26 protein-coding genes and 1 tRNA gene are annotated in these 24,661 nt (G+C 63.3%); 17 read left to right on the top strand and 10 right to left on the bottom strand.

The window, feature by feature from the left end:
• The first annotated feature begins 70 nt into the window (after window positions 1-70).
• The 3 genes from FXB40_RS37485 to panE all read left to right on the top strand — a co-directional run bounded on the left by FXB40_RS37485 (window position 71) and on the right by panE (window position 3,155).
• Window positions 71-1,420 carry an MATE family efflux transporter gene (locus FXB40_RS37485; RefSeq protein WP_210352223.1) on the top strand — a complete coding sequence of 450 codons (1,350 nt, stop codon included), beginning with the start codon at window positions 71-73 and terminating at the stop codon, window positions 1,418-1,420.
• Between the two features lie 90 nt (window positions 1,421-1,510).
• Entirely contained in the window at window positions 1,511-2,119 is a 609-nt protein-coding gene (locus tag FXB40_RS37480; protein ID WP_187437417.1) for a 2-hydroxychromene-2-carboxylate isomerase, read from the top strand.
• 112 nt (window positions 2,120-2,231) lie between these two features.
• Window positions 2,232-3,155 (top strand): 2-dehydropantoate 2-reductase, encoded by a 924-nt coding sequence (gene panE / locus FXB40_RS37475; RefSeq protein WP_148777296.1) that lies wholly within the window; start codon window positions 2,232-2,234, stop codon window positions 3,153-3,155.
• A 12-nt stretch (window positions 3,156-3,167) separates the two neighbouring features.
• Here the strand turns inward: panE and FXB40_RS37470 are convergent, their stop codons facing one another.
• The 4 genes from FXB40_RS37470 to FXB40_RS37450 form a co-directional block, all read right to left on the bottom strand.
• Entirely contained in the window at window positions 3,168-3,761 is a 594-nt protein-coding gene (locus FXB40_RS37470) for a c-type cytochrome (RefSeq protein ID WP_148777295.1), read from the bottom strand.
• A 193-nt stretch (window positions 3,762-3,954) separates the two neighbouring features.
• Window positions 3,955-5,223, bottom strand: a complete 1,269-nt coding sequence (locus FXB40_RS37465; protein WP_148777294.1) for a PQQ-dependent sugar dehydrogenase — start codon at window positions 5,221-5,223, stop codon at window positions 3,955-3,957.
• Window positions 5,224-5,603: 380 nt separating this feature from the next.
• A complete protein-coding gene (locus FXB40_RS37455; RefSeq protein ID WP_187437416.1) occupies window positions 5,604-6,590 on the bottom strand; it encodes an NAD-dependent epimerase/dehydratase family protein in 987 nt (328 codons plus the stop codon).
• Window positions 6,591-6,666: 76 nt separating this feature from the next.
• Window positions 6,667-6,741: transfer RNA gene (locus tag FXB40_RS37450), tRNA-Gly, on the bottom strand.
• Between the two features lie 286 nt (window positions 6,742-7,027).
• Between FXB40_RS37450 and trxA the strand changes: the two genes are divergently transcribed.
• Window positions 7,028-7,948 carry a thioredoxin gene (gene trxA / locus FXB40_RS37445; protein ID WP_187437415.1) on the top strand — a complete coding sequence of 307 codons (921 nt, stop codon included), beginning with the start codon at window positions 7,028-7,030 and terminating at the stop codon, window positions 7,946-7,948.
• Between the two features lie 33 nt (window positions 7,949-7,981).
• A complete protein-coding gene (locus FXB40_RS37440; RefSeq protein ID WP_148777291.1) occupies window positions 7,982-8,659 on the top strand; it encodes an LON peptidase substrate-binding domain-containing protein in 678 nt (225 codons plus the stop codon).
• A gap of 12 nt (window positions 8,660-8,671) precedes the next feature.
• Here FXB40_RS37440 and FXB40_RS37435 read toward each other — a convergent pair whose 3' ends face one another.
• The 4 genes from FXB40_RS37435 to FXB40_RS37420 all read right to left on the bottom strand — a co-directional run bounded on the left by FXB40_RS37435 (window position 8,672) and on the right by FXB40_RS37420 (window position 12,830).
• On the bottom strand, window positions 8,672-11,176 hold the full coding sequence (locus tag FXB40_RS37435) for an EAL domain-containing protein (protein ID WP_148777290.1): 2,505 nt from the start codon (window positions 11,174-11,176) through the stop codon (window positions 8,672-8,674).
• A 224-nt stretch (window positions 11,177-11,400) separates the two neighbouring features.
• Window positions 11,401-11,982: a cytochrome b/b6 domain-containing protein gene (locus tag FXB40_RS37430; RefSeq protein WP_148777289.1), complete on the bottom strand. Its 582-nt coding sequence runs from the start codon at window positions 11,980-11,982 to the stop codon at window positions 11,401-11,403.
• Between the two features lie 38 nt (window positions 11,983-12,020).
• On the bottom strand, window positions 12,021-12,299 hold the full coding sequence (locus FXB40_RS37425) for a PepSY domain-containing protein (RefSeq protein WP_148777288.1): 279 nt from the start codon (window positions 12,297-12,299) through the stop codon (window positions 12,021-12,023).
• Between the two features lie 180 nt (window positions 12,300-12,479).
• Complete coding sequence (locus FXB40_RS37420; RefSeq protein WP_148777287.1) at window positions 12,480-12,830, bottom strand: hypothetical protein; 351 nt, start codon at window positions 12,828-12,830, stop codon at window positions 12,480-12,482.
• 90 nt (window positions 12,831-12,920) lie between these two features.
• Between FXB40_RS37420 and FXB40_RS37415 the strand changes: the two genes are divergently transcribed.
• Entirely contained in the window at window positions 12,921-13,451 is a 531-nt protein-coding gene (locus FXB40_RS37415; RefSeq protein WP_148777286.1) for a TetR/AcrR family transcriptional regulator, read from the top strand.
• A gap of 69 nt (window positions 13,452-13,520) precedes the next feature.
• The gene (locus FXB40_RS37410; RefSeq protein ID WP_007598651.1) at window positions 13,521-13,718 is read left to right on the top strand and encodes a Trm112 family protein; all 198 of its coding nucleotides are present in this window, start codon (window positions 13,521-13,523) and stop codon (window positions 13,716-13,718) included.
• 100 nt (window positions 13,719-13,818) lie between these two features.
• On the opposite strand, the gene FXB40_RS37405 is transcribed toward FXB40_RS37410, so the two are convergent.
• The gene (locus FXB40_RS37405; protein ID WP_148777285.1) at window positions 13,819-15,036 is read right to left on the bottom strand and encodes a ubiquinone biosynthesis hydroxylase; all 1,218 of its coding nucleotides are present in this window, start codon (window positions 15,034-15,036) and stop codon (window positions 13,819-13,821) included.
• Between the two features lie 140 nt (window positions 15,037-15,176).
• Between FXB40_RS37405 and tesB the strand changes: the two genes are divergently transcribed.
• On the top strand, window positions 15,177-16,040 hold the full coding sequence (gene tesB, locus FXB40_RS37400) for an acyl-CoA thioesterase II (RefSeq protein WP_148777284.1): 864 nt from the start codon (window positions 15,177-15,179) through the stop codon (window positions 16,038-16,040).
• A gap of 45 nt (window positions 16,041-16,085) precedes the next feature.
• On the opposite strand, the gene FXB40_RS37395 is transcribed toward tesB, so the two are convergent.
• Window positions 16,086-16,976, bottom strand: coding sequence for a DUF4339 domain-containing protein (locus FXB40_RS37395; protein ID WP_148777283.1), 891 nt, complete (start codon window positions 16,974-16,976; stop codon window positions 16,086-16,088).
• Window positions 16,977-17,208: 232 nt separating this feature from the next.
• Here FXB40_RS37395 and FXB40_RS37390 point away from each other — a divergent pair, with 232 nt between their 5' ends.
• The 9 genes from FXB40_RS37390 to FXB40_RS37350 all read left to right on the top strand — a co-directional run bounded on the left by FXB40_RS37390 (window position 17,209) and on the right by FXB40_RS37350 (window position 24,655).
• Complete coding sequence (locus tag FXB40_RS37390; RefSeq protein ID WP_148777282.1) at window positions 17,209-17,547, top strand: P-II family nitrogen regulator; 339 nt, start codon at window positions 17,209-17,211, stop codon at window positions 17,545-17,547.
• Window positions 17,548-17,621: 74 nt separating this feature from the next.
• Entirely contained in the window at window positions 17,622-18,923 is a 1,302-nt protein-coding gene (locus FXB40_RS37385) for an ammonium transporter (protein WP_148777281.1), read from the top strand.
• A gap of 39 nt (window positions 18,924-18,962) precedes the next feature.
• Entirely contained in the window at window positions 18,963-19,277 is a 315-nt protein-coding gene (locus tag FXB40_RS37380) for an ArsR/SmtB family transcription factor (RefSeq protein ID WP_018646000.1), read from the top strand.
• The gene (locus tag FXB40_RS37375; protein ID WP_148777280.1) at window positions 19,274-19,624 is read left to right on the top strand and encodes an SRPBCC family protein; all 351 of its coding nucleotides are present in this window, start codon (window positions 19,274-19,276) and stop codon (window positions 19,622-19,624) included. The genes FXB40_RS37380 and FXB40_RS37375 overlap by 4 nt, the downstream gene beginning before the upstream one ends.
• A gap of 41 nt (window positions 19,625-19,665) precedes the next feature.
• Window positions 19,666-20,268: an ATP-dependent Clp protease proteolytic subunit gene (locus FXB40_RS37370; RefSeq protein ID WP_148777279.1), complete on the top strand. Its 603-nt coding sequence runs from the start codon at window positions 19,666-19,668 to the stop codon at window positions 20,266-20,268.
• A 392-nt stretch (window positions 20,269-20,660) separates the two neighbouring features.
• Window positions 20,661-20,999 carry a P-II family nitrogen regulator gene (locus tag FXB40_RS37365; RefSeq protein ID WP_027535364.1) on the top strand — a complete coding sequence of 113 codons (339 nt, stop codon included), beginning with the start codon at window positions 20,661-20,663 and terminating at the stop codon, window positions 20,997-20,999.
• 38 nt (window positions 21,000-21,037) lie between these two features.
• A complete protein-coding gene (locus FXB40_RS37360; RefSeq protein WP_148777278.1) occupies window positions 21,038-22,486 on the top strand; it encodes an ammonium transporter in 1,449 nt (482 codons plus the stop codon).
• A gap of 208 nt (window positions 22,487-22,694) precedes the next feature.
• Entirely contained in the window at window positions 22,695-23,099 is a 405-nt protein-coding gene (locus tag FXB40_RS37355) for a GFA family protein (RefSeq protein ID WP_148777277.1), read from the top strand.
• A 341-nt stretch (window positions 23,100-23,440) separates the two neighbouring features.
• Window positions 23,441-24,655 (top strand): aminotransferase class I/II-fold pyridoxal phosphate-dependent enzyme, encoded by a 1,215-nt coding sequence (locus FXB40_RS37350; protein ID WP_148777276.1) that lies wholly within the window; start codon window positions 23,441-23,443, stop codon window positions 24,653-24,655.
• Window positions 24,656-24,661 lie beyond the last annotated feature (6 nt).

The raw sequence follows: 24,661 nt of genomic DNA, 5'->3' as shown, positions 1-24,661 counted from the left end.
AACCCCATCGACGGCCAAGCCGCGCGCATCGTGCGGCAACGGCTCTGCTCGCCCGATGAAAGGCACATCCATGTCTGCTCCAAAACCGGTCTGGAAAAGCTTCCTGCGCTTCCTCGCACCGTTGATGCTGAGCAACGCGCTGCAATCGTTGTTTGGCACCGTCAGCAATGTCTATCTCGGCCAGATGATCGGCGTGGATGCACTGGCGGCGGTCTCGACATTCTTCCCGGTGTTTTTCTTTCTGTTCGCCTTCGTCATGGGCCTGAGCACCGGCGCCACCGTGCTGATCGGCCAGGCCTTTGGTGCGGGCGAGCACGGGAGGATCAAAAGCGTCGTCGGCACGACGCTCGCGGTCGGCCTGCTGCTCTCGATATCCGTGGGACTGATCGGCGGGCTCTTCAGCCGGCAATTGATGATGGCGCTCGCGACGCCCGCAGACATTCTTGACCAGGCCAGCGCCTATGCGCGCATCATGCTGCTGACGATGCCGCTCGGCTTCGTGTTCCTGCTGATGACGGCGATGATCCGCGGCGTCGGTGATGCCGTGACACCGCTGCTGGCGTTGGCGTTGTCGACAGCGATCGGCCTGATCCTGACGCCGATGTTGATCCGCGGCGCATTCGGACTGCCTGCGTTCGGCATCACCAGCCCGGCCTGGGCGGCTGCGATCTCCAACGCAGTGACGCTGCTCGCGCTGGCAGCCTATCTGCTGCGGAAGAAGCACGCGCTCGCACCGGACGTCGCACTGCTGCGCCATGTGCGGCTCAATCGCGCTGTGATCGGACAGATCCTCGGCATTGGATTACCCAGTGCGGTCGGCATGGTCGTGATGGCGATCGCCGAGCTGGTTCTGCTCGGCCTCGTCAACGGCTTCGGCTCGGACGCAACCGCGGCTTACGGCGCGGTCAATCAGGTGATGGGCTACACGCAGTTCACGGCGCTGTCGATTTCGATCGCGGTCTCGATCCTCGGCGCGCAGGCCATCGGCGGCGGCGACCGGGCGCGGCTCGACGGCATCGTCCGCACCGGACTTGCGTTCAACCTCGTGCTGACGGGCGGTTTGGTCGCACTGATTTACCTGATGCCGCGCAGCGTGCTCGGCATCTTCATCACCGACAGCACCGTGCTCGATCTGGCGAAGGGGCTGCTCATCATCGCCTTGTGGAGCTCGGTGCCGTTCGGCCTTGCGACGACGTTTTCCGGCGCCATGCGCGCCGCCGGCGTTGCGCTGACACCCATGCTGCTGTCGATCTTCGCCATCGTCGCGATCGAGCTGCCGTCGGCGGTGATCCTGAGCCGCACGATCGGCCTCGTCGGCGTATGGGCCGCCTATCCGATCGTGTTCTGCGCCATGTTCGTTTTGCAGATGGGCTATTACCTCCTGGTCTGGCGCAAGAAGGCAATCCCGCGCCTGATCTGATCATCAAGATATTATGACCGTCATTAAACGGTGGACCTGTAGCGCGCCCTGCGCCACAATGGGTGAAAAGTGACGTCAGGGAGAACGAATTTGACCCGCACAGCCCCACAATTCCTGTTCGATTTCGGCAGCCCGAACGCCTATCTCAGCCATCTGGCGATCCCGGCGATCGAGCAGCGCATCGGCGTCAAATTCGAATATGTGCCGATCCTGCTCGGCGGCATCTTCAAGTCGACCAACAACAAGTCGCCGGCCGAGACGCTCGCCGGCGTCAAGAACAAGCGCGAATTCCAGCAGGTCGAGACCGAGCGCTTCGTCAAGCGTTTCCAAGTTCCGCCCTATGTCATGAATCCGTTCTTCCCCGTCAACACGCTGAACCTGATGCGCACGGCGATCGCGGCGCAGCTCGAGGGCGTATTCGAAAAATATGTCGACGCCGCCTTCCACCACATGTGGCGCGAGCCGAAGAAGATGGACGACCCCGAGGTCGCGGCGAAGGCGTTGGCGTCCTCGGGTCTCGATGCTCAAAAGCTGTTCGCCCGCGCCGGGGAGCCCGAGGTGAAAGGCAAGCTGATCAAGAACACCGAGGAGGCAGTCGCCCGCGGCGCATTCGGCTCGCCGACCTTCTTCGTCGGTGACGAGATGTTTTTCGGCAAGGAGCAGCTGCGCGAGGTCGAGGAGATGGTGCTGGAGAAGTAGTCTCCGCATCTTCGGCGACAGAATGTGATCGCGGTAACATTCCGGGTTGCTTCGCTTCGCGCGCAAGGGCGACTATAGATAGACCGCCAATAGCAACAATAAGGACTTTCCCATGCGTATCCTCGTGGTCGGCGCCGGCGCCATCGGCGGCTATTTTGGTGGCAGGCTGTTGCAGGCCGGCCGCGACGTCACATTCCTGGTCCGGCCGCGCCGCGCCAGCGAGCTCGCGAGCGACGGCCTCGTCATCAAGAGCCCGAATGGCGATGTGACGCTGAAGAATCCGCCGACCGTGCAGGCAGACGCGCTCAAGGAAAAATTCGACGTCGTGCTGCTCAGCTGCAAGGCGTTCGATCTCGACGACGCCATCACCTCGTTCGCCGCCGCAGTCGGGCCGAACACCGCGATCATCCCGATGCTCAACGGCATGAAGCATCTCGATACGCTCGACCAAAAGTTCGGCGAGGAGCGCGTGCTCGGCGGTCTCTGCGCCATCGCCGCGACCTTGAACGAAAAGCGCGAGGTGGTGCAGCTGCAGCCGATGCAGTCGATCAATTACGGCGAGCGCGACGGCAAATTATCGGATCGCGTCAAGGCGATCGACGAAGCCTTCAAGAGCGGCATCAACGGCGCCACCGCCAGCCAGAACATCATGCAGGACATGTGGGAGAAGTGGGTGTTCCTGTCCTCGCTCGCCGCAAGCACCAGCCTGATGCGCACCTCCGTCGGCAACATTCTCGCCGCGCCTGGCGGCCGCGACTTTTTGCTCGGCATGCTCGATGAAACCAGCTCGATCGCCACCGCGTCGGGCTACACGCCGGGCGGTCCGTTCTTCGAGCGCGTGAAGGGCAACCTCACCACCGAAGGCTCGCCGATGACGGCCTCGATGTTCCGCGACATCAAGGGAGGCTTTCCGGTCGAGGCCGATCACGTGATCGGCGATCTCATCGCGCGCGCCGATGCCGCCAAGGTCCCGGTGCCGAAGCTGCGCATCGCCTACACACATCTCAAGGCGTATGAGAAGCAGCGGGCGGGATAGCCGCCCGTTCCGCTATTTGAAATACGCGAGATAGTGCGCGACGGCGGTGATTTCCTCATCGCTCATGTGATAGGCGACGTCGGCCATCGCGGCGCCGCCGCCGCCGACGCGCTGGCTGGTCTTGTAGTCGCGCAGCGCCTTGACCAGATATTCCTCGCGCTGACCCGCGAGCCGCGCGACGGCCTTGGTGCCGGCGAAGCTATCCGTGTGACATGAGGCGCAGCGGCGGCCGACGGCCACTTGCGAGCCCTTCTGCGACAAGTCCGGATCCTTGTCCTCAGCTGCTTTCGGTGGCGTCATGGCCGCGAAATAGGCGCCGAGACTGCGGACGTCCTCGTTGGTGATCTCCTCGGCAATCGGCTGCATCTGCTCGTTCTTGCGCGAGCCGGCGCGGAAGAACACGAGCTGCCATTGCAGGAATTGATCCGGCTGACCGGCCAGCGAGGGAATGTTCTCGGTCTGCGAGATGCCGTTCTCGCCGTGACAGCCGGAGCACACGGCAGCCTTCTCCTGGACGGCCGTATTGTCGGCGGCACTTGCGGAGAGGGCGCCAAGCGTGAGGAGCGCAGCCGCGCTGATTGCGTGCGAGATAAACTGCCGGCGCATGATGGAATTCCACTCTGACGGACTTGTCATTCCGGGCGGCTGAAGACGCGCCCGGACTCCATAACCACCATTCGGGGTTACGGGTTCCAGGCTTACGCGCGGGCGGCGCGCAGTCCGGAACGACAGCATGTGAATTTGAAATGAAAGAGGCTGCGGCGCCTCTCGGCCACCGCAGCCTCGTGGTCATGTCGCTCTACTTCTTGCTGTAGCTGATGCGATAGATCGCGCCGGCCCAGTCGTCGGCGACGAGGATCGATCCGTCCTTGGCGAGGATGATGTCGTCCGGACGGCCGAGATAGCCCTGGTCACCTTCGATCCAGCCGGAGGCGAACACTTCCTTCTTGGCGTTCTTGCCGTCGGGCCCGACGATCACGCGCGTGATGTTGCCACCCTGGTACTTGTGGCGATTCCAGGAGCCGTGCTCGGCGATCAGGATGTTGTTCTTGTACTCGGCGGGGAACTGGTCGCCGGTATAGAACTTCATGCCGAGCGGAGCGACGTGGGCACCGAGATTCAGCACGGGCGGCGTGAACTCGGAGCATTTGTGGCCCATCGCGAACTTCGGATCGGGAAGGTCGCCCTGGTGGCAGTAGGGGTAGCCGAAATGCTCGCCCATCTTCGAGATCATATTCAGCTTGTCGGAGGGCAGATCGTCGCTGACCCAGTCACGGGCGTTTTCCGTGAACCAGTACTTGCCGGTGCGCGGATCGACGTCGCCGCCGACCGAGTTGCGAACGCCGAGCGCGTAGGTTTCGGCGTTGCCGGTCTTGGGATCGACGCGCCGGATCTGCGAGACGCTGGTCGGGGGAATGCCGACGTTGAAGGGCGGTCCGAACGGAATGTAGAACCAGCCGTCCTTGTCGACAGCGATATACTTCCAGCCATGCGCGGCATAGGACGGCATGTCGTCATAGACGACCTTGCCCTCGCCGGGATTGTCGAGCTTGTTTTCGATGTCGTCGTAGCGGATCAGCTTGTCGACCGCGATGACGTAGAGCGCACCGTCCTTGACGGCCAGACCCGTGGGCATGTTCAGCCCCTTGAGGATGGTCTTGACCTCTTTCTTTCCGTTGCTGTCCTTGATGGCATAGACGTTGCCGAGGCCGAACGAGCCGACGAACAGCGTGCCCTTGTCACCCCAGGCCATCTGCCGCGCGGCCAGCACGCCGGAGGCGTAGACCTCCATCTTGAAGCCCGCCGGCAGCTTCACCTTCTTGATGATGTTGGCGAGCTCGGCATCGGAGGCGCCGGTCGGCGGACCCGAGGGCGGCGCGAGGCCCTTCTGCGCCTCGGTCTCGTCGCCGAGGAACCAGTCGTCCGGCGGATGGGTCCAGAATTCCTTGGTGCCGGATTCGTATTTCTTCAGCGGTTTGCTTTTGTCCTGCGCATTGCCAACGCTGGTCCCGGCAAGAAGGGCAACCGCTGCAAGCGCCAACACGGATCGATGGATGATCGATTTCATCGCGTCACTCCCCTAAGGCAGCCGTCAGGGCTGCACGTATTTATTTTGATGTTCGAATAGGCGAAGTTCGGAGTCTGTCGAGGTGGCAGACGCAAAAAGGTTAGCACATCTGCGAGCCGTGAGAAGCGCGTCGCGTGCGCTGCAGTTGCGCTCAATAAAAATTGAGACGGATTTTCTCTCGGAGCGAACGCGGCGACGACAATGCTCTCGCTGCAACGCGGAATCGCAATGACGCACGCCTCATTTGCAGGCAGCAGAATGGTCGACCAATCCAAAACCGCGAAAACAACCCCATGCACAGTAGAACGGCCGAGACCGGATGGTGCGCGGTGACGCCGACCACGCATCTGAAACATCGTGCGAATTGACAAAAGCGGCGACTATTTGGCGACGGGATACGGTCCATCGTCAAATTGCGTATCGTGATAGCCCTTCGCTCCCACCTCGCGCGCCAGGGAGCTGCGGAAATCGGAGCCATCGCGCAGGCTGCGCAGCACATGGGCGAAATCGAATTCCGGACGCCAACCCAGCTCGCACCGCGCGCGGTCGTTCACGTAGACGCGGTCGATCTCGGGGAAGAGCCGCCAGCCGCGCGTCGCATAGAGCTGGGCGCAATCCGGGTAGAGCTCGCGCACGACACCAGCCGCATCACGGGCGAGCGCCGCGAGATGGTGCTGCCCAAATGGGGTTGTAGCCGAGACGATATAGCGCCCAAAGCCGAGCTGCGGCGCACGCGTCACGGCGAGCAGATGGGCGCTCACCGCGTCCGCTATATCCAACCGGCGATAGAGGAGCTCGTTGGCTTGCGCGTTGTCCAGCGGGTAGGCCGACCGCATGGCGGGATCGTCGTCGTCCTCCGGAAAGAACCGCGAGGTCCGCAACACCACGACCGGCAGCCCGCGCTCGCGAAAGAACAACTCGCACAGATTTTCCGCCATCAGTTTTGTGGTGCCGTAAATGTTTTTGGGCACCGACGGCAAATCCTCGGTGACCCACACCGCGGCCTGGCCTGCCTCCGGCCGGAGTTGGGAACCGAATGCACTGGTGGTGCTGGTGAAGACAAAACTCTTCACGCCGGCAGCGACCGCCGCCTCGAGCAGATTGAGCGTGCCGGTGACGTTGGTATCGACAAAGGCCTGCTTGCTGTGGGTCGCCACATGCGGCTTGTGCAGCGTCGCCGTATGGATGACAGCGGTGGCGCCGTCCATCTGCGCCCGGACGAAGCCGGGATCGACGATCGAGCCCGTGGCATCGGTAAAAGCCGATGCCTTCAGGTCGATCCCGCGCACCAGCGACCCGCAACGCCGGAGCGTCCGGAGAATGGCCTCGCCGAGGTGGCCAGCACTGCCCGTGACGAGAATTGTCATGTGAGACCCGAGCCAGCCGCCAGGGGCGTGGAAAACCACGGCCCGACCCGGTTTGGCTGGATGCTTTGGGAAAAATTGGAGCGGGCGAAGGGGCTCGAACCCTCGACCCCGACCTTGGCAAGGTCGTGCTCTACCACTGAGCTACACCCGCATCCTGTGTCGGTCGCGTGACGCGCCGGCAACGGCTGTCGTATGCCAAAAGCGGGCGGCGAATGCAACAGCTACCGGCGGCATCAATTCGCTTTCGGAGCCCCAATATGAGCCCGAACCCGGTCGAATCGCCCCCAAATGCCCCGGAACTGCCGAATCGGCAGCCATGGATTGAAATTCGGCCGTCCCGGCCCAATTTTAGGGCCGACACCGAAGCAGACACCGAAGCATATGTGATGGCGACGTGCTAAAGACCCGCCATTCCAGACATCAGACGAGGGGATCCCGTGACGATCATCGACCAGGGTAACGGAGCGAGCCCGGCTGCAGCCGATCTGATCAAGGACACCACCACCCAGACCTTCGTGAAGGACGTCATCGAGGAATCGAAGCGCCAGCCGGTCCTGATCGACTTCTGGGCGGAGTGGTGCGGCCCCTGCAAGCAGCTCACCCCCATCCTGGAGAAGGCGGTCAAGGCGGCCAAGGGCAAGGTCAAGCTGGTCAAGATGAACATCGACCAGCATCCGGCGATCCCGGGCCAGATGGGCATCCAGTCGATCCCGGCCGTGATCGCCTTCGTCAACGGCCAGCCCGCCGACGGCTTTATGGGCGCGGTGCCGGAGAGCCAGATCAATGCCTTCATCGAGAAGGTCACCAAGGGCGTGACAGCGCCCGGCGAGCCGAACATCGCCGAGATTCTGCAGGAGGCCGAGGCCGTTCTTGCCGAAGGCGACGCCGCAGCCGCCGCGCAGATCTACGCCGAAGTGCTCCAGTATGATTCGACCAACATCGCAGCGCTCGCCGGCCTCGCCAAATGCTACGTCACCTCCGGTGCGATGGAGCAGGCCAAGCAGACACTGGCCATGGTGCCGGAATCCAAGCGCAACGATCCTGCCGTGAAGGCCGTGCAGACCGCGATCGATCTCGCCGAGCAGGCAGAGTCGCTCGGGCCCGTCGCTGAACTGGAACAGAAAGTCGCCGCAAACCCGCTCGATCATCAGGCACGCTTCGACCTGGCCACCGCGCTGAACGCGCAAGGAAACCGGGCCGCCGCCACCGAACAGCTGCTCGCGATCATCAAGCGCGACCGCAAATGGAACGACGACGGCGCCCGCAAGCAGCTGGTGCAGTTCTTCGAGGCCTGGGGCGGCACGGATGATGCAACCGTCGAGGGGCGCAAGCGCTTGTCGACGATCCTGTTTTCATAAGGAATACGTGCAGGCGACGTCAGCGGGGACCAGATGCCGATCAACATCGAATATCGCGGCCCCGCCGACCTTCCGGAAATCATCCCGGTGTTTCCGCTGCCGGGCGCGCTGCTATTGCCGCGCGGCCAGATGCCGCTCAACATCTTCGAGCCACGCTATCTCGCGATGGTCGACGACAGTTTTCGCGATGGCCATCGCCTGATCGGCATGATCCAGCCGGATGCGGCGCATTCGCCGAAAAATTCCGACAAGCCGGCGCTGTTTCGCGTCGGCTGCGTCGGCCGCATCACCCAGCTCGCCGAATCCGGTGACGGCCGCTACATCCTAGAGCTCACTGGCGTCGCGCGCTTCAGGGTGGTCGAAGAGCTCGAGGTGCTGACCGCCTACCGGCAGTGCAAGGCGGACTTCTTTGCCTTCATCGACGACTTCACCGCGCGCAAGGGCGAGGACGAGGTCGATCGCGAAGCGCTGCTGACGGTGCTGGCGGATTTCTTGAAGGCCAACAACCTCAAGGTCGACTGGGAGGGCGTCGAGAGCGCGCCCAATGAGGCGCTCGTCAATGCGCTGGCGATGATGTCGCCCTACGGCCCCGCCGAGAAACAGGCGATGCTGGAAGCTCTCGATTTGAAGACCCGCGCCGAGATCCTGATCGCGGTCACCGAGATGGACCTCGCCAAGAAGCGCACCAGCGGCGATCCGCCGCTGCAGTGACCACCGGGATACTCACGCAGCGCGGATAGCTGCCCTGGCAGCTCGCCGCAGCATTTTCGCGACGCCGGATGCAGGCATCGGGCGGCTGAAATAATAGCCTTGGGTTTCGACGCAGCCCTCTTCACGGAGAATGTCCCGCTGCTCCTTCGTTTCGACGCCTTCGCCGGTCGTCGTCTTGCCGAGGCTGACTGCGAAACGAACCACGGCTCGCGCGAGATGCTGCGCCTCTTCCCTCGTGCCGGACAGTTCGTTGACGAAGCTGCGGTCGATCTTGATCTTGTCGAAGGGGAATCTTTGCAGAAAACTCAGCGATGAATAGCCGGTGCCGAAATCGTCGAGCGCGATTCGCACGCCGAGCCCGCGAAGTTGACCGAGCGCTGTGAAGACAGCTTCGCTGTCATGCATGATCACCGTCTCGGTGACCTCGAGCTCGAGCCGGTGCGGCGCAACGCCCGAATTCGCCAGCGCGCCGACCACGACCCGGACAAGCTCCTTGCTCCTGAATTGAGCGGGAGACAGGTTGATCGCGATCCTGAGATCGGCGGGCCATTTGGCGGCTTCCGCACAGGCGGTCCTCAAGACCCATTCTCCCAGCGGCACGATCAAGCCGTTCTCTTCCGCAAGCGGGATGAATTCGCCGGGCATGACCAGGCCTCGCTGCGGGTGATGCCAGCGTAGCAGGGACTCGAAGCCGCGGATCTCTCCGGTCGCGGCGTCGACGAATGGCTGGTAATGGAGCTCGAATTCACCGCGAGCAATCGCATCCCGCATGTCGCGCTCCAGGTTGCGTCGCGCATGCATGAGTTCGTCGAGTTCCGGCTCGAAGAAACGGAACGCACCGCGTCCGTCACCCTTGGCCGAGTAGAGGGCGAGATCCGCGCTCTTCATGAGCACGTCCGAATCGTCGCCATCGCGCGGCGCGATGGCGATGCCAATGCTGGTGCCCACCGTGACCCGGTGATCACCGAGATCGAAGGGTTCGCAAAGTGCCTTCCTGATCCTCTCGGCAAGGGCGGCGGCTTCCACGGCCGGATTGGTCACGTAGTCGATCACCGCGAACTCGTCGCCGCCCAGTCGGGCGATCAACGCGGTTTCCGTGGTGCACTCGCGCAAACGCGCGGCGACGGCGCGCAGCAGCGCATCGCCCGCCGGATGTCCCAGCGTGTCGTTGACTTCCTTGAAGCGATCGAGATCGAGCATGAGCACGGCCAGATCGAGGCCGCCATTGCGCGTAACCGCAATGGCATCCTCCATCCGCTCTCTGAGCAGCACGCGGTTCGGCAGATCGGTCAGCGCATCGTGTTGCGCCATATGAGTGATCTTGGCCTCGGACCGGCGTTGCTCGGTGACATCAAGATGGGTGGCCACCCACCCGCCACCGGCCATTGGCTGTCGCGTCACGCAGATCAACCGACCGTCCGCGAACTCGTCGATCCTGCTCGAGACCGCATCGAATGGCAACGCGGCCAATTTCGAGACGAATTTCTCGGCCGCGCCCTCGCTGGTGTCGCCCTTGAGGATGCCGTTCACGATGCGATGCCGGATGATGTCGGTGTGCGGTGTCCCCGTTCTCAGCAATTCCGGCGGCAGCTGGTAGAGCCGGGCATAACGCTCGTTACAGACGACAAGTCGCTTCTCCGCATCGAACATACAAACACCCTCAACCATATTGTTGATGGCCGTATCGAGCCTGAGTTTCTGCTCCTGGAGCTCTCTTTGCGAACCTTCGAGTTGCTGCCGGGCGATCGAAAGCTGACCGATGATTTCCTTGAATCTGCTGGTTCTGGTCGCTAGGCGCCGATCGGTCAGCACGCCGACAAGACTCATCCCGAGCACTGACAGTGCCACACCCGCGATTGCCATCGCGAGAAAGGCGGGCGAAAGCGACAGGGTATCGTTGTTGTTCAGCGTCGGGTCCGGAACGATCTGCACGGCCCCCATGGCCGTGAAATGGTGCGACACGATGGCGAGCGTCAGCAGCAATGCAGCGACGAAGGTTCCCCACTTGTCATGACGACCCAGAGCGACCGCGAGTGCAGCGTAGCCCAGGACCATGCCGAGGGCGATCGAGACGAACACCAGCCCAGGCGACCAGGTCACGTAACCCGGCACTTCGAGGGCCCACATGCCGAGATAGTGCATGCTTGCGATACCAGCGCCGATGATGCCGCCGCCGGCAGCCGCGCGCCATCGGCCGGAGTTGCTGACCGCAACGCCAAAGCCGACCGACGTCAGGATCATTGCCGCGGCGAGCGACAGCGCTGTCAGCGCGATGCCGTAGTCGGTCGAGACGCCAGGCTCGTAGGCGAGCATTGCTACAAAATGCGTAGCCCAGATTCCGTAGCCGATGGCGGCACCGGCGATCGCAATCCAGATCAGCCGCCTCCTGGCTGACGACGCTTTCGCGCGATGAAAGATGCTGACGGCTACAATGCTTGCAACGAAGCAAACCAGACCGGCGAGCATGACAAGCCGCCAATCATGCTCTGCCGTGAGACAGGTAAAAACGCGGAACATTCGCAATCGCTCCCTCGTCAATATTACCGAGGATTGATCCGGCCGGACTTGCTCCGCGTTAATTTTCCGCAATGCCCAGTTGCATACCTATCGCGGGGTAAACGTTGCTGGGAAAATGACACGAGTTGGCAGTAGTTATGCGGGTAAGAGCGTGCGAGTGTCCCGTGAAACTACGCGGGTCAGCGAGCCCGCGGCTGCATCCGTTCGAACTCTGCCAGTTCCGCCTAGCGACGGTTGCGGATGCGCTTGCGCCCTGTGATCATGGCGCGGATCAGGTTCTCGCGCTGAAGCATGCCCATCAGCACCACGCCGACCACATGCAGCGCAACCAGGACGATGGCCGCGTCCGACGCGTAAGCGTGGGTGTCCTCGATCCACCAGACGCCGAAGAAGGTGACGGTCACCGACAGAGCACCTGTGATCGCCGAGACGGTGAGTGACAATAGAAGCGCCACCAGCATCAAGGTGCCGGCCGGATTGAGCCCGATGTAGCGGCCGGTGATGCCGCGGCGCAGATTCCAGAGATAGTTGGGCGCAGCACGAAGCCTGACGCCGATCATGCGAAAGCGCGCATAGCGGCTGCCGCAAAATCCCCAGACCAGGCGGAAGACCAAAAGCCCGATGACCGTATAGCCGACGACGCGGTGAAGGCTGTCGTAGACGGTGGGCGTGAACCGCGCGGCGAGGACGCTGGCTGCGAGAGCCCAGTGCCATAGCCGTAGCGGGAGGTCCCAGACCGCGACCGTTCGATCGGCAGGGGTCCGATTGGACACCCCGCGCACCTCTCGTACCGCTTTGTCGTTCAAGCCGGGATCACCCTTGGCGTAGAGCCTTACCTAGAGCCTTACTTGGCGATCGTGTGCTTCAGGCTGAGATCTTCCGGGCTGTAGAACAGCTCGTAGAGCTTGCCTTCCTTGACGCCATAGACCTCATAGCACGAGCCTTCGATCTTGGAGCGCCGCACCTCGTAGCCGGCCGCCTTGGCCTTGGCTTCGGCATCGCCGGCCGGTTTCCACGACGCCTTGTCGAGCTTGGTGCAGTTCTTGAAACCGTCGGCCATCGCCGTCGACCCCATGCCGATCCCGACCGTCAGTGCAATGGCAAGAACACGAATGACTCTCACGAATGTCTCCTCCTCTGTCGTGTGCGCGAAGCGCGCCCGAAGGAAGCAAAGGAGGAGGTGAAGTCAACTCGGCGCGGGGCTCGGATGGCCTTAGAGATATTCTAACGGGAGCCAAAAGATCAGCACTCTCCGCAAGCAGTGCGCATTTGCAGCAACGCTGCGGCCTTACGTCTCATGACGTCAGTAGCCGGCCACCGACATCGCCACGACCACGCTCAGCGCCATCCAGCCGAAATGCCGGCCACGTGTCGCCCAAGCGTTGGCACAGGCGGAGAAGCCGAACACGCAGACCATGGTGATGACGATCCAGCGGCGCGCCAGCGCGGAGTCCATCCAGGGCGTCGCGATCAGGAGCACGCCGCAGCCGATCCAGGCCACGGTCGAGGCCTGCCAGACCAGGCGGATCAGGGTACGGAGCCGCGGTGGCTCGATCGTGGCGCGGGGAAAGACCTTGGTCTCACCGAGGATGCCATGGATGACGGCCACCACGACGGCGAGGGTTCCGGCGCACTGGAGCAAGAGATCACGCATCGAGGTCTCCATACAGCTATGTATGGTGAGATAGACGCTGGCCTGCTGCCTGTCAATACACTAGTGTATGGTTCGATTTCGGAACCCGACATGACCGACCAGCTTTCCGCCGACGACTGGATCAGCCAGGGCCTCAAGGCGCTCACCAAGAGCGGCTTTACCGCGCTGAAGGCCGATCCATTGGCAAGGGCCATGGGCGTCTCCCGCGGCAGCTTTTACTGGCATTTTGCCGATCTCGGCGCGTTCCACGCCGCCATCCTGAAACGCTGGCGCGAGATCGCGGCCGAAGAGATCATCGCCGGTGTCGAGGCCGACAGCGACGAGCCGCTGACGGCGCTGCTGCGCAGGACCTTTGGCGCCCGGCTCGATCTGGAGCGCGCGGTGCGCAACTGGGCGGCGTTCGATCCGGCGACGCAAGCGGCCGTCCGCGCCATCGACCGCCGCAGGCTCGACTATATCGAAGCCCTGCTGCAACGACGCGGATTCTCCGCAGCAACCGCGCAGGCGCGCGCGCAGATCCTGTACTGGACGTTTTTGGGCTATGCGTTCTCGGCTCCCCAACTGCCGGCTACGCGGCTGCAGGGCCTGCTCGACGAGATCCAGAAGATGGTGTCCGCCTAAACGCTCTGCCCGCCACAATGGGCGTGCGCAATTTTCTATGCTAAACGCAGCGGATCGCCGGAGACCATGATGAACGCGCCCACCGAACGCCCCGAAGCCAGCGTCGATCCAAAACTGCTGGAGATCCTGGTCTGCCCGCTGACTAAGGGCCCGCTGGAATTCGATTCCGCCAAGCAGGAGCTGATCTCGCGCAGCGCCAAGCTCGCTTATCCGATCCGCGACGGCATCCCGATCATGCTGCCGGAAGAGGCGCGGAAGATCGATTGAGGAATTCGTAGCCCGGATGGAGCGCAGCGAAATCCGGGGCACCGCGAATGACGCACCAACCCCGGATTACGCGTCGCTCCATCCGGGCTACAAATCGACCCTACAGCGCCTCGCCCTTCAGCAACTTCGGGATCTCACCCGTCAGCCCTGCCGCCTGGCGAATAAAAAGATTCTTCAGCGGCGGGGTGCGGTCGACGATACCGAGGCCGATGTCGCGCACCGTGCGCAGCAAGGTCGACTTGTTCGAGAACAGGAAGTTCAGCGAGTTGGTGGCGACGCCCATCGCCATGGTGTCGAAACGGCGCCAGCGCTGGTAGCGATCGAGCACGTCGGCGCCGCCGAGATCCATGCCGAGCCGTGCGGCATCGACCACGACCTCGGCCAGTGCGGCGACATCCTTCAGTCCCATGTTGAGGCCCTGTCCGGCGATGGGGTGAATGACGTGGGCGGAATCGCCGACCAGCGCGAGGCGCTCGGCGACGAAGGAGCGCGCCACGAAATAGGACAGCGGGAACGCACGCGGCTTGTCGAGCGCCTTGATCTCGCCGAGGTGCAAACCAAAACGCTGCTCGAGCTCACCGTGAAATTCGTCTTCGCTCAAGCCGATGATGCGCGCGGCCTCGCTGCGGCGCTCGGTCCACACCAGCGACGATCGCTTGCCGGTCAGCGGCAGGATCGCAAACGGACCCGCGGGCAAGAAGTGCTCTTCGGCACGGCCTTCATGATCGCGCTCGTGGCCGACGGTGACGACGATGCCGGATTGATCGTATTCCCAGCCATGGGTGGCGATGCCGGCCCGCTCGCGCAGCTTCGACTTCGCACCATCGGCCGCGACCAGCAGGCTCGCCGCAATCCTGCTGCCATCGCCGAGCGTCACAGCCATGCCATCGGCACTCGCGTCGTAGGATGCAACAATGGTGGCGCGGAGATCGATGCCTTCAGCTTCAGCGCGGACAACCAGCGCATCGATCAGGCGGCGGTTCTCGACCATATGCGCAAAGGGTTCGCCGGGCGCGACATCGCCGGCGAAGTTCAGGAACGCCGGACGCGTGGCGTCCTCGAGCTTGGAATCGGTGACGACCATGTCGAGGATCGGCTGGGCCTCAGCCTTGACATCGTCCCAGGCGTCGAGCGCCTCGAACAGGCGGCGGCAGGCCGCGACGATCGCGGTCGCGCGGGGATCGCGGCTCGGCCGTGTCGCGAGCGCGGGATCGGCGACGATGACGGGAATCTCGGGTCCCAGCCCCTGGCGCAGCGCCAGCGCGAGCGCCAGGCCCGCAAACGCCCCGCCGCCAATGACTATGCTATTCTGTGACATACCAAATTCCCGGCCAACTCTTGGTCTTGCTAGCAGACTTGAGGTGGGCGAAACAGTGCGGTGAAACAAGGGCGGAACGGCCCAGATGTGTCATTCCGGGGCGACGGCTCGCACCGACATGACGGCAAGAAAGCACCACCATGTCCAAAGGACTGATCGATCTCATCTCGATCCTCGACCTCGAGCAGCTCGAGGTGAATTTGTTCCGGGGCAACAGCCCGAAGACGAGCTGGCAGCGGGTGTTCGGCGGACAGGTGATCGGGCAGGCGATGGTCGCGGCCTGCCGCACCGTCGAGGGCAGGCTGCCGCATTCGCTGCATTGCTATTTCATCCTGCCGGGCGATCCGCAGATCCCGATCATCTACCAGGTCGAGCGGCTGCGCGACGGCAAGAGCTATTCGACCCGCCGCGTCACCGCGATCCAGCACGGCAACGCGATCTTCTCGATCATGGTGTCGTTCCATGCCGAGGAAGAGACCGCGTTCGACCACCAGGAGAAGATGCCCGACGTGCCGCCGCCGGAAAAGCTGACGGCAGAGGAGGTGGCGAAGCAGCCGATGTTCCGCGAGATGCCGGACTTCATCCGCCGCTACTATGAATCCGATCGTCCGATCGAGCTGCGCCCGGTCGAGCTCGGCCGCTACTTCGGCCAGAAGATCGAGGACGGTCGCATCCATGTCTGGATCAAGACCGCGGCCACGCTGCCGGACGATCCGGCGCTGCACATGTGCGCGCTCGCCTATGCCTCGGACTTCTCGCTGCTCGATGCGATCATGGCGCGCTATGGCCGCACGCTGTTCGACAAGCGCATGATGCCGGCGAGCCTCGACCACGCGATGTGGTTTCACCGCCCGTTCCGCGCGGACGAATGGCTGCTCTACGCGCAGGATTCGCCGAGCGCGCAAGGCGGCCGCGGCCTGACCCGCGGCTCGATCTTCAAGCCCGACGGTACGCTGGTCGCCTCCGTCGCGCAGGAAGGCTCCGTGCGCGAGCGGAGGAGGTGATCGCCCAAGCGCGATAAATTGCGCTCTGGGCTGTTCGGGTCGTGCTTACAGCGAACCGTGCGGCGCGAGTTCGGTCTGCGACGCGAACCAGTTCATGATCCAGCGATAAACCCACGGGATCGGGATGATGAAGCCGCACAGGATCGCCGCCACGATTCCGCGCCAGAGAATCCCTAATCCGCTGCCCCTGAAGATGATCTCGCGCCGCGTGCCCTGGATGTTGCGATAGGTCCAGCGCAGCTGCGCTGCGGCGACCCAGGCCCATCCGATGATGGTGATGATGGAAACCGCGAACAGGAGGTTCCAGCCGATATAGCCCAGCACCGAGCCGGTGAAGCTGAGGCCGAGCGGCTGCCCGTTGGAGGCAATGTTGGCGATCATCCATTTCAGCAGCATCCAGTAGAGAACGATCTGGACGATGTAGAGCGCGGTGCTCAAAATCTGAATGCCGGTGTAGCCGACGACGATCGCCACAACGATGAAGCCGAAGAACCACGGCACGATCGCCATGGCGCTGCCGGTGAAAGAGAGATTCGGCCGACCCGGAACTCTCACACAGGACACGATCCATTGCGTGTACCAGACGAACAGCCACGGAATCGGGATGATGAAGCACGAGCCGATCAGCATCACCAGCGTGCGCCAGGTGAAGTCGAGGATGCCGAAATCGACCGACAGAGATCCGCCGGCAGTGCTGCCCGTACCGGTATAGCCACCGCCGCCCATCATCGGCGGGCCTCCGGCGGGAATGATCGGCGGCGCGCCGCCACCTGTCATCAGACCGGGAATTTCGGCAGCCTTCTGCCAGCCCGCCATGCCCTCGGACCACACCAGCGTATCGCTGCGCACGACGCCCTGGGCGATCAGGTCGCGGAATTGCCCCTCCGGATAGGGCCCCTGCTGCTTGCCCTCGGATGCGTAGAACCAACTCGCCATGACGCGCCCCCCAAAATACTTATGTACCGCTCGGCAGGCGCGGGTTCACCGCATCCATGCCAAAAATGCATTGTGAAGGATGAACCGTTGCCCTGTACAGAGGCGGCCGTTCATATGGCCAAACGTTTTTCCGCTTCAATCTGCAAGTTTTTTGTGCCATTTGCCCGGAAAGATGCCAGATTGACGCAGCGCCGGGGGACGGCGCGGCGCCCCCCGGGAAATAGGCCTGACCATGAAACTCGTCGTCGCGATCATCAAACCTTTCAAGCTCGATGAGGTCCGTCAGGCCCTGACGGCAATCGGCGTCCACGGCATGACCGTGACCGAGGTGAAGGGCTACGGCCGCCAGAAGGGTCACACCGAGATCTATCGCGGTGCGGAATATGTTGTGAACTTCCTGCCAAAGCTGCGGATCGAGATCGCGGTCGCCACCGACGTCGCCGACAAGGCGGTCGCCGTGATCACCGCGACCGCCCGCACCGGGCAGATCGGCGACGGCAAGATCTTCGTCACGCCGATCGACCATGCACTGCGCATCCGCACCGGCGAAACCGACAGCGACGCGCTCTAACGCAATCTCTTCTTCGATCGCGGCGGGCAACGACGCCACGCGTGCGACGCCATCACTATGCCGGGGGAAATGACATGGCGGGATTGTTGCGCCGCGTAGCCGCTATGGCTGCGCCGATCGGATTTGCTTTGGTCATGGCCGCGCCGGCACACGCCACGACGGGCGAGATCAACACCGCCGACACCGCCTGGATGATCGTCGCCACCGCGCTGGTGCTGATGATGACGATCCCGGGACTTGCGCTGTTCTATTCCGGCATGGTCCGCAAGAAGAACGTGCTCGCGACCATGGCGCAGAGCCTTGCCGCGGTGACGATCATCTCCATTCTCTGGGTCGCGTTCGGCTATTCGCTGTGCTTCGTCGGCGACGGCCCGTGGATCGGTTCGCTCGACCGCTGGTTCCTCGCCGGCATGACCATGGACAGCGTGAACCCGGCAGCGAAGACCATCCCCGAAGCGCTGTTCATGCTGTACCAGATGACGTTTGCGATCATCACGGTGGCGCTGGTCGCGGGCTCGGTCGCCGACCGGATGCGGTTCTCCGCCTATCTCCTGTTCTCCGTCGCCTGGTTCATCTTCGTCTACATTCCACTGGCGCATTGGGTGTGGGGCGGCGGCTTCCTCGCCAGCATGGGCGTGCTGGATTTCGCCGGCGGTCTCGTCGTGCATCTGTCGGCCGGCACCGGCGGCCTCGTCGCAGCGAAGGTGATGGGGCGCCGTCACGGCTACGGCACTGAAAATCTGTCGCCATTCGATCTCTCGCTCGCGGTGATGGGCACCGGCCTGTTGTGGGTCGGCTGGTTCGGATTCAACGGCGGCTCGGCCGGTGCTGCCAATTCGCGCGCCGTGATGGCGATCATCGCGACGCATCTCGCGGCCTGCTCCGGCGCGCTGACCTGGGGCGCGATCGAATGGTCGACCCGGCGCAAGCCCTCCGTGCTCGGCATGATCTCCGGCGCGGTGGCCGGCCTCGGCACCATCACGCCGGCGTCCGGCTTCGTCGCGCCGTGGCACGGCATCGTCATCGGCATCGCCGCAGGCGGGATTTGCTACTGGGCCTGCACCTGGCTGAAGCACCGCTTCAATTACGACGATTCGCTCGACGTGTTCGGCGTCCACGGCATTGGCGGACTGACCGGCACGCTGCTCGCCGGCGTGTTCGCGACCAGCGCGATCGGCGGCACGGCCGGGCTGCTCGAGGGCCGTCCGCAGCAATTGCTGATCCAGCTCTACGGCGTCGCCGTCACCTTCGTCCGGTCGGCGGGCGTGAGCTTTGTCCTGCTCAAGCTGGTCGGCCTGTTCGTGCCCTTGCGTGTGTCGCGCGAGCACGAGCTCGAGGGGCTCGACATTTCACAGCACGGCGAAGCCCTCCAGTAGGGGCTTGCGCAACACATAAGTACATGCTTATGTATTGGCATGATCGAAGCCGACATCTTCAAGGCGCTAGCCGACCCGACGCGCCGAAAAGTCTTTGAGAAGCTCGCTGGCGGAAGCCTGAATGCCAGCGCCTTGCGCGACGGCTTGGAGATCAGCCAGCCGGCGATGTCGCAGCATCTTTCGGTGCTGCGCGCGGCGGGCCTCGTGCGCGAGCAGCGGCAGGGCCGCTTTGTGAATTACGAAGTCGACCCGGACGGAATCGTCGCCATCGGGGCATGGCTTGCGCGCTACCGCGCCTACTGGCCGAAGCGCATGGAAGCACTCGCCGATCTCTTGAAGGATATGGATCAATGAGCGACGCAGCGAAGCCTGATCCCTCCGACGAAGCCCTGGTGCTCGAATATGATTTCGATGCGCCGCCGGCAAAGGTCTGGCGCGCCGTGACCATTCCGGCCTTGCGCGAGCGCTGGCTGCCGGATTGCGACCTTGCGGGCGCCGAGCCGGAATCAACGATCGCAGGCGAAGAGGTGCGCTACCGGCTTCGCGATTCAGAGCCGCCGTTTCGCGAGAGCCACGTCATCTTCCGGATCGAGCCGAACGAGGACGGCGGCACCCGCTTCCGCATCATCCAGCAGGCCTGCGAGGTAGCACTACCGCAAGCGGCCAACAGCAATTGCTGCATGATGCGCGCGGCGGCCTAACAACAAACAGACTTCATCACTTGCAGACATGGAGGTCGCCGATGCGCGACATGCTTCAGCTCGTCCCTATGGTTGTCGAACAATCCGCCCGCGGCGAACGATCCTTCGACATCTATTCGCGGCTCCTGCGCGAGCGCATCATCTTCCTCAACGGCGAGGTCAATGATGCGATGTCCGGACTGGTCTGCGCGCAACTGCTGTTCCTGGAGGCGGAGAACCCGAACAGGCCGATCAATCTCTACATCAACTCCTATGGCGGCGTGGTCACCTCCGGGCTGGCCATGTACGACACCATGCAGTTCATCAAGGCGCCGGTTCATACGCTGTGCATGGGGACCGCGCGCTCGATGGGCTCGTTCCTGCTGATGGCCGGCGAGCCCGGTCACCGCGCAGCGCTGCCCAATGCGAGCCTTCACGTGCATCAGCCGCTCGGCGGCTTCCAGGGCCAGGCGTCCGACATCCTGATCCACGCCAACGAAATGCAGGAGACCAAGCGGCGCATCACCCGGCTTTACGCGCAGCATTGCGGGCGCACCGAAGCCGAGGTGGAACGGACCCTGGACCGCGACCACTTCATGACCGCGCCGCAAGGGGTCGAGTGGGGATTGATCGACCGGGTCTTCGCGGAGCGCGAGCCAGCCTGATGGTCGAAGTCGGTTGCGCATATCCCGTGAGCACGGCGGGAGCCGCTTCGATATTTCGCAGCGCGGCGAGGCCCTTCAGGAGCTTTTCCTGTAATTAAATACCTCTCCGCTGCCCGACACGTGGGCAGCGATTGTGTCGGTAGCCTGTCGTGCCTTCTTTTTGATCAGGTATGACCATGGATTGAGCGCGACGTAATAGCGCACTACACCGCAATACCCGTCAAACGCGAAAACCCCCGCTTTCATAGTCCGTTAGGCAAGCCGCCCGATCTGGCACGGCATTTGATTCTAAGGGTCGTGGCTGTGCCCGCGTAGTGAACTTCTCCCTCGTGGCGAACCAGTCGAGAAACGCCCGGCCACGTCCGGACCGGGCCCAAGCGGGGATAGGACCCATGAAAATTGTTATGGCGATTATCAAGCCATTCAAGCTGGAAGAAGTCCGTGACGCCCTGACCGCCATTGGCGTTCACGGTCTCACGGTGACGGAAGTCAAGGGATATGGCCGTCAGAAAGGCCATACGGAAATCTACCGCGGCGCCGAATATGCCGTGAGCTTCCTGCCCAAGATCAAGATCGAAGTCGCTGTCGCCTCCGAGCAGGTCGACAAGACCATCGACGCCATCACGTCGGCTGCGAAAACCGGACAGATCGGCGACGGCAAGATCTTCGTCATCAACCTCGATCATGCGGTCCGCATCCGCACCGGTGAGGCCGACGCCGCGGCCCTTTGATTTCGCGCTCAACCAAAATCCAATCAGGAGTAAATGAAATGACGTTTAAGCGTCCCTATGGCGCGGGATTGGCGGCTCTCGCAGTCGGCCTGTTCGCTGCGACCGCAGCCTATGCCGAGCCAACGGTCAACAAGGGAGATAACGCCTGGATGCTGACATCGACAGTGCTCGTGCTGTTGATGACGATCCCGGGTCTCGCGCTGTTCTACGGCGGTCTCGTTCGTTCCAAGAACATGCTCTCGGTCCTGATGCAGGTGTTCTACACCGTCTGCGTCGTCACCGTGATCTGGGCCGTGTACGGCTACAGCCTCGCCTTCACCGGCGGCTCCGACTTCATCGGCGGCTTCTCCAAGGCCTTCATGATGGGGGTCACCACCGACTCGAAGGCCGCGACCTTCTCGGTCGACGCCAACATCTCGGAGCTCGTCTATGTGTGCTTCCAGATGACGTTCGCGGCGATCACGCCCGCCCTCATCGTCGGCGCCTTCGCCGAGCGCATGAAGTTCTCGGCGATCGCCCTGTTCATCCCGCTCTGGGTCACGCTGATCTACTTCCCGATCGCGCACATGGTCTGGTACTGGCCCGGCCCGGACGCGATCCAGGACGCTGCCAAGGCTCTGGCTGCTGCGGGTGATGCAGCTGCGAAGACCGCGGCTCAGGCCAAGCTCGACGAGATCAACGCCGACGCCGGCTGGATCTTCAAGAAAGGCGCGATCGACTTCGCTGGCGGCACCGTGGTGCACATCAACGCCGGCATCGCAGGTCTCGTCGGCGCTCTGCTGATCGGCAAGCGCACCGGCTACGGCAAGGACCTGATGGCTCCGCACTCGCTGACCATGTCGATGATCGGCGCCTCGCTGCTCTGGGTCGGCTGGTTCGGCTTCAACGCCGGCTCCAACCTCGAAGCCAACGGCGGCGCTGCGCTCGCCATGACCAACTCCTTCGTCGCCACCGCAGCCGCCGCGCTGTCGTGGATGTTCGCGGAGTGGATCGTGAAGGGTCATCCGTCGGTGCTCGGCGTCATCTCCGGCGCTGTCGCGGGCCTCGTGGCCGTTACGCCTGCCGCCGGCTTCTCCGGCGTGATGGGTGCGATCGTCCTCGGCCTCGTGGTCGGCGTGGTCTGCCTGTTCTTCTGCACCGTCGTGAAGAACGCGCTCGGCTACGATGACTCGCTCGATGTCTTCGGCGTGCACTGCATCGGCGGCATCGTCGGTGCCCTCGGCACCGGCATCCTGGTCAATCCGGCTCTCGGTGGTGCGGGCATCATCGACTACACCGCGATCCCGCCCAAGGTTGCCGATTACGACTTCGCGGCGCAGATGATCTCCCAGATCGAAGCCGTCTGCACCACGCTGGTGTGGTCGGGCGTCGGTTCGGCGATCCTCTACAAGGTCGTCGATGTGATCGTTGGCCTCCGCGCCAATGTCGAGAGCGAGCGTGAAGGTCTCGACATCACCGACCACACCGAGCGCGCCTACAACATGTAACCACTCCTCCCGGGGCGCGATCTCTCCTCGGGGATCGCGTCCACAACTACGGTTTGGGCACATACCCGGCAATGCCCCGACCGTTGAGGGGCTCCAGCGCAAGTTGGAGCCCCTTTCTTTTTGCCCCCGCCTCGAAGAAAGAGATTGCCATTCCAGATTGCCGGCGCAGAAATAACGACCACAACGAACAACAAAACGGGAGGTCGTCATGCGTTTGGAAGGCGGATGCTATTGCGGCGAAGTGCGCTATGTGGCCGAGGGCGATCCGATGATGCAGGCCCAATGTCACTGCCGCGAGTGCCAGTACATCTCGGGCGGCGCGCCCAACACCTTCATCGCGATGCCGGTGGCGGGCTTCACCTACATCACCGGGCAACCCAAACAGTTCACCCGCAAGGACCTCGAGCACGCCGTGACGCGGGAATTCTGCGCCGAATGCGGCACCCATCTGGTAACCAAGGTTCCGGGACTGCCGGCCACGATCGTAAAGGTCGGCACGCTGGACGAGCCAAAGCAGTTCCACCCGCAGATGGCGATCTACACCTGCGACAAGCAGGAGTTCCACGCGATCCCCGCGGGCATGGCGACCTTCGAGAAGCTGCCGGCGCACTGAAGATCGAGTTGAGCCAGGAAATCCGGTGCGCTCCCTCTCCAGCTCGCGGGGGAGGGTGGGGGTGCCTCCACAGAGAGACTCCCCAAGAGGAGAGAGCCCTCACCCGCCGCGCGCGGGACAATGCTCCGCATCGCCCGGGGCGCGTCGACCTCTCCCGCAAGCGGGAGAGGTTAGGACCACCACCGCATCCCGTTGTTATCCAGCCTCATTTTTCCGGCTCTGGACGGGCCGGCCGACCGATGGTTAATCGCGTCTTAACCTCGCCCTATCTATGGTGAACTGAACCGCTTTTCCGCTGGCGTATCCATGCGCCGGCCGTTCCAAGAGTGCTGGCGCCCAGAATGGCTATGACCGCTTCATCCCGTGCGCCGCTAGCCGGTGGAAGCTCCGACAACGAACGCTCGCCCTTCGTCCGGCTGAACGAGCTGCTGGCGCCGCATCAACCCGGCAAGCCCTTGATTTCGCTCGCAGTCGGCGAACCGCAGCATCCGGTGCCTGACTTCGTCGGTCCGGTGCTGGCCAAGCACATCGCCGATTTCGGCCGTTACCCGATGAACCAGGGCACCGAGCCGTTCCGCCAGGCCGCGAGCGCCTGGTTGTCGTCGCGCTTCAGGCTGCCGCGGCAGCTCGACCCCAAGAGCGAGATTCTCGTCCTCAATGGCAGCCGCGAGGGGCTGTTCCTCGCCGCGATCGCCGCAGCGCGCTATGTCGGCCCGCGTCCCGGCAAGCCCGCCATCCTGATGCCGAACCCGTTCTATCCGGTCTATGGCGCTGGCGCCGGTGCCGCCGCCTGCGAGCCGGTCTATCTGCCGACCACCGTCGAAAACGGCTTCCTGCCCGATCTCGACGCCATCGACGAAGCGACGCTCGCGCGCACGGTCGCGTTCTATCTGGCGTCACCCGCCAATCCGCAGGGCTCGGTCGCGTCGCGCGATTATTTCACGCGCCTGAAGAGCCTCGCCGATCGCCATAACTTCGTGATCCTGAGCGACGAGTGCTATTCCGAGATCTACACCCGCGAAGCACCGGGCAGCGCGCTCGAATGTGCGGGCCCCGATTTCACCCGCGTGGTTGCGTTCCAGTCGCTGTCGAAGCGCTCCAACCTGCCGGGCCTGCGCGTCGGCTTCGCCGCCGGCGACAAGAAGCTCATCGGCATGTTTCTGGAGCTGCGCAACATCGCGGCGCCGCAGGTGCCGGTGCCGCTCCAGCATGTCGCGATCGTTGCTTACGGCGACGAGGCGCATGTCGAGGAGAACCGCAGGCTCTACCGGATCAAGTTCGACCTCGCCGACCAGATCATCGGCAATCGTTACGGCTATCGCCGGCCCGACGCCGGCTTCTGCGTCTGGCTCAATACGTCCGAGATCGGCGACGATGTCTCCGTGACTCTCAGGCTTTTCAAGGAAGCCGGCGTGCGCGTGGTGCCCGGTTCCTATCTGGCGCGGCGTCAGCCCGACGGCTTCAATCCCGGTGCCGGCTATATTCGCCTGGCACTGGTGCAGGATAGTGAGACCACGGCGCAGGCGCTGCACCGGCTGGTCGAAACTCTGGGTTAGGCGGGC

This window comes from Bradyrhizobium rifense (assembly GCF_008123425.1).
Classification (GTDB): Bacteria; Pseudomonadota; Alphaproteobacteria; order Rhizobiales; family Xanthobacteraceae; genus Bradyrhizobium; species Bradyrhizobium rifense.
The sequence above is the reverse complement of the archived record's forward strand: the minus strand, read 5'-3'. Positions and strand labels throughout refer to the sequence as shown.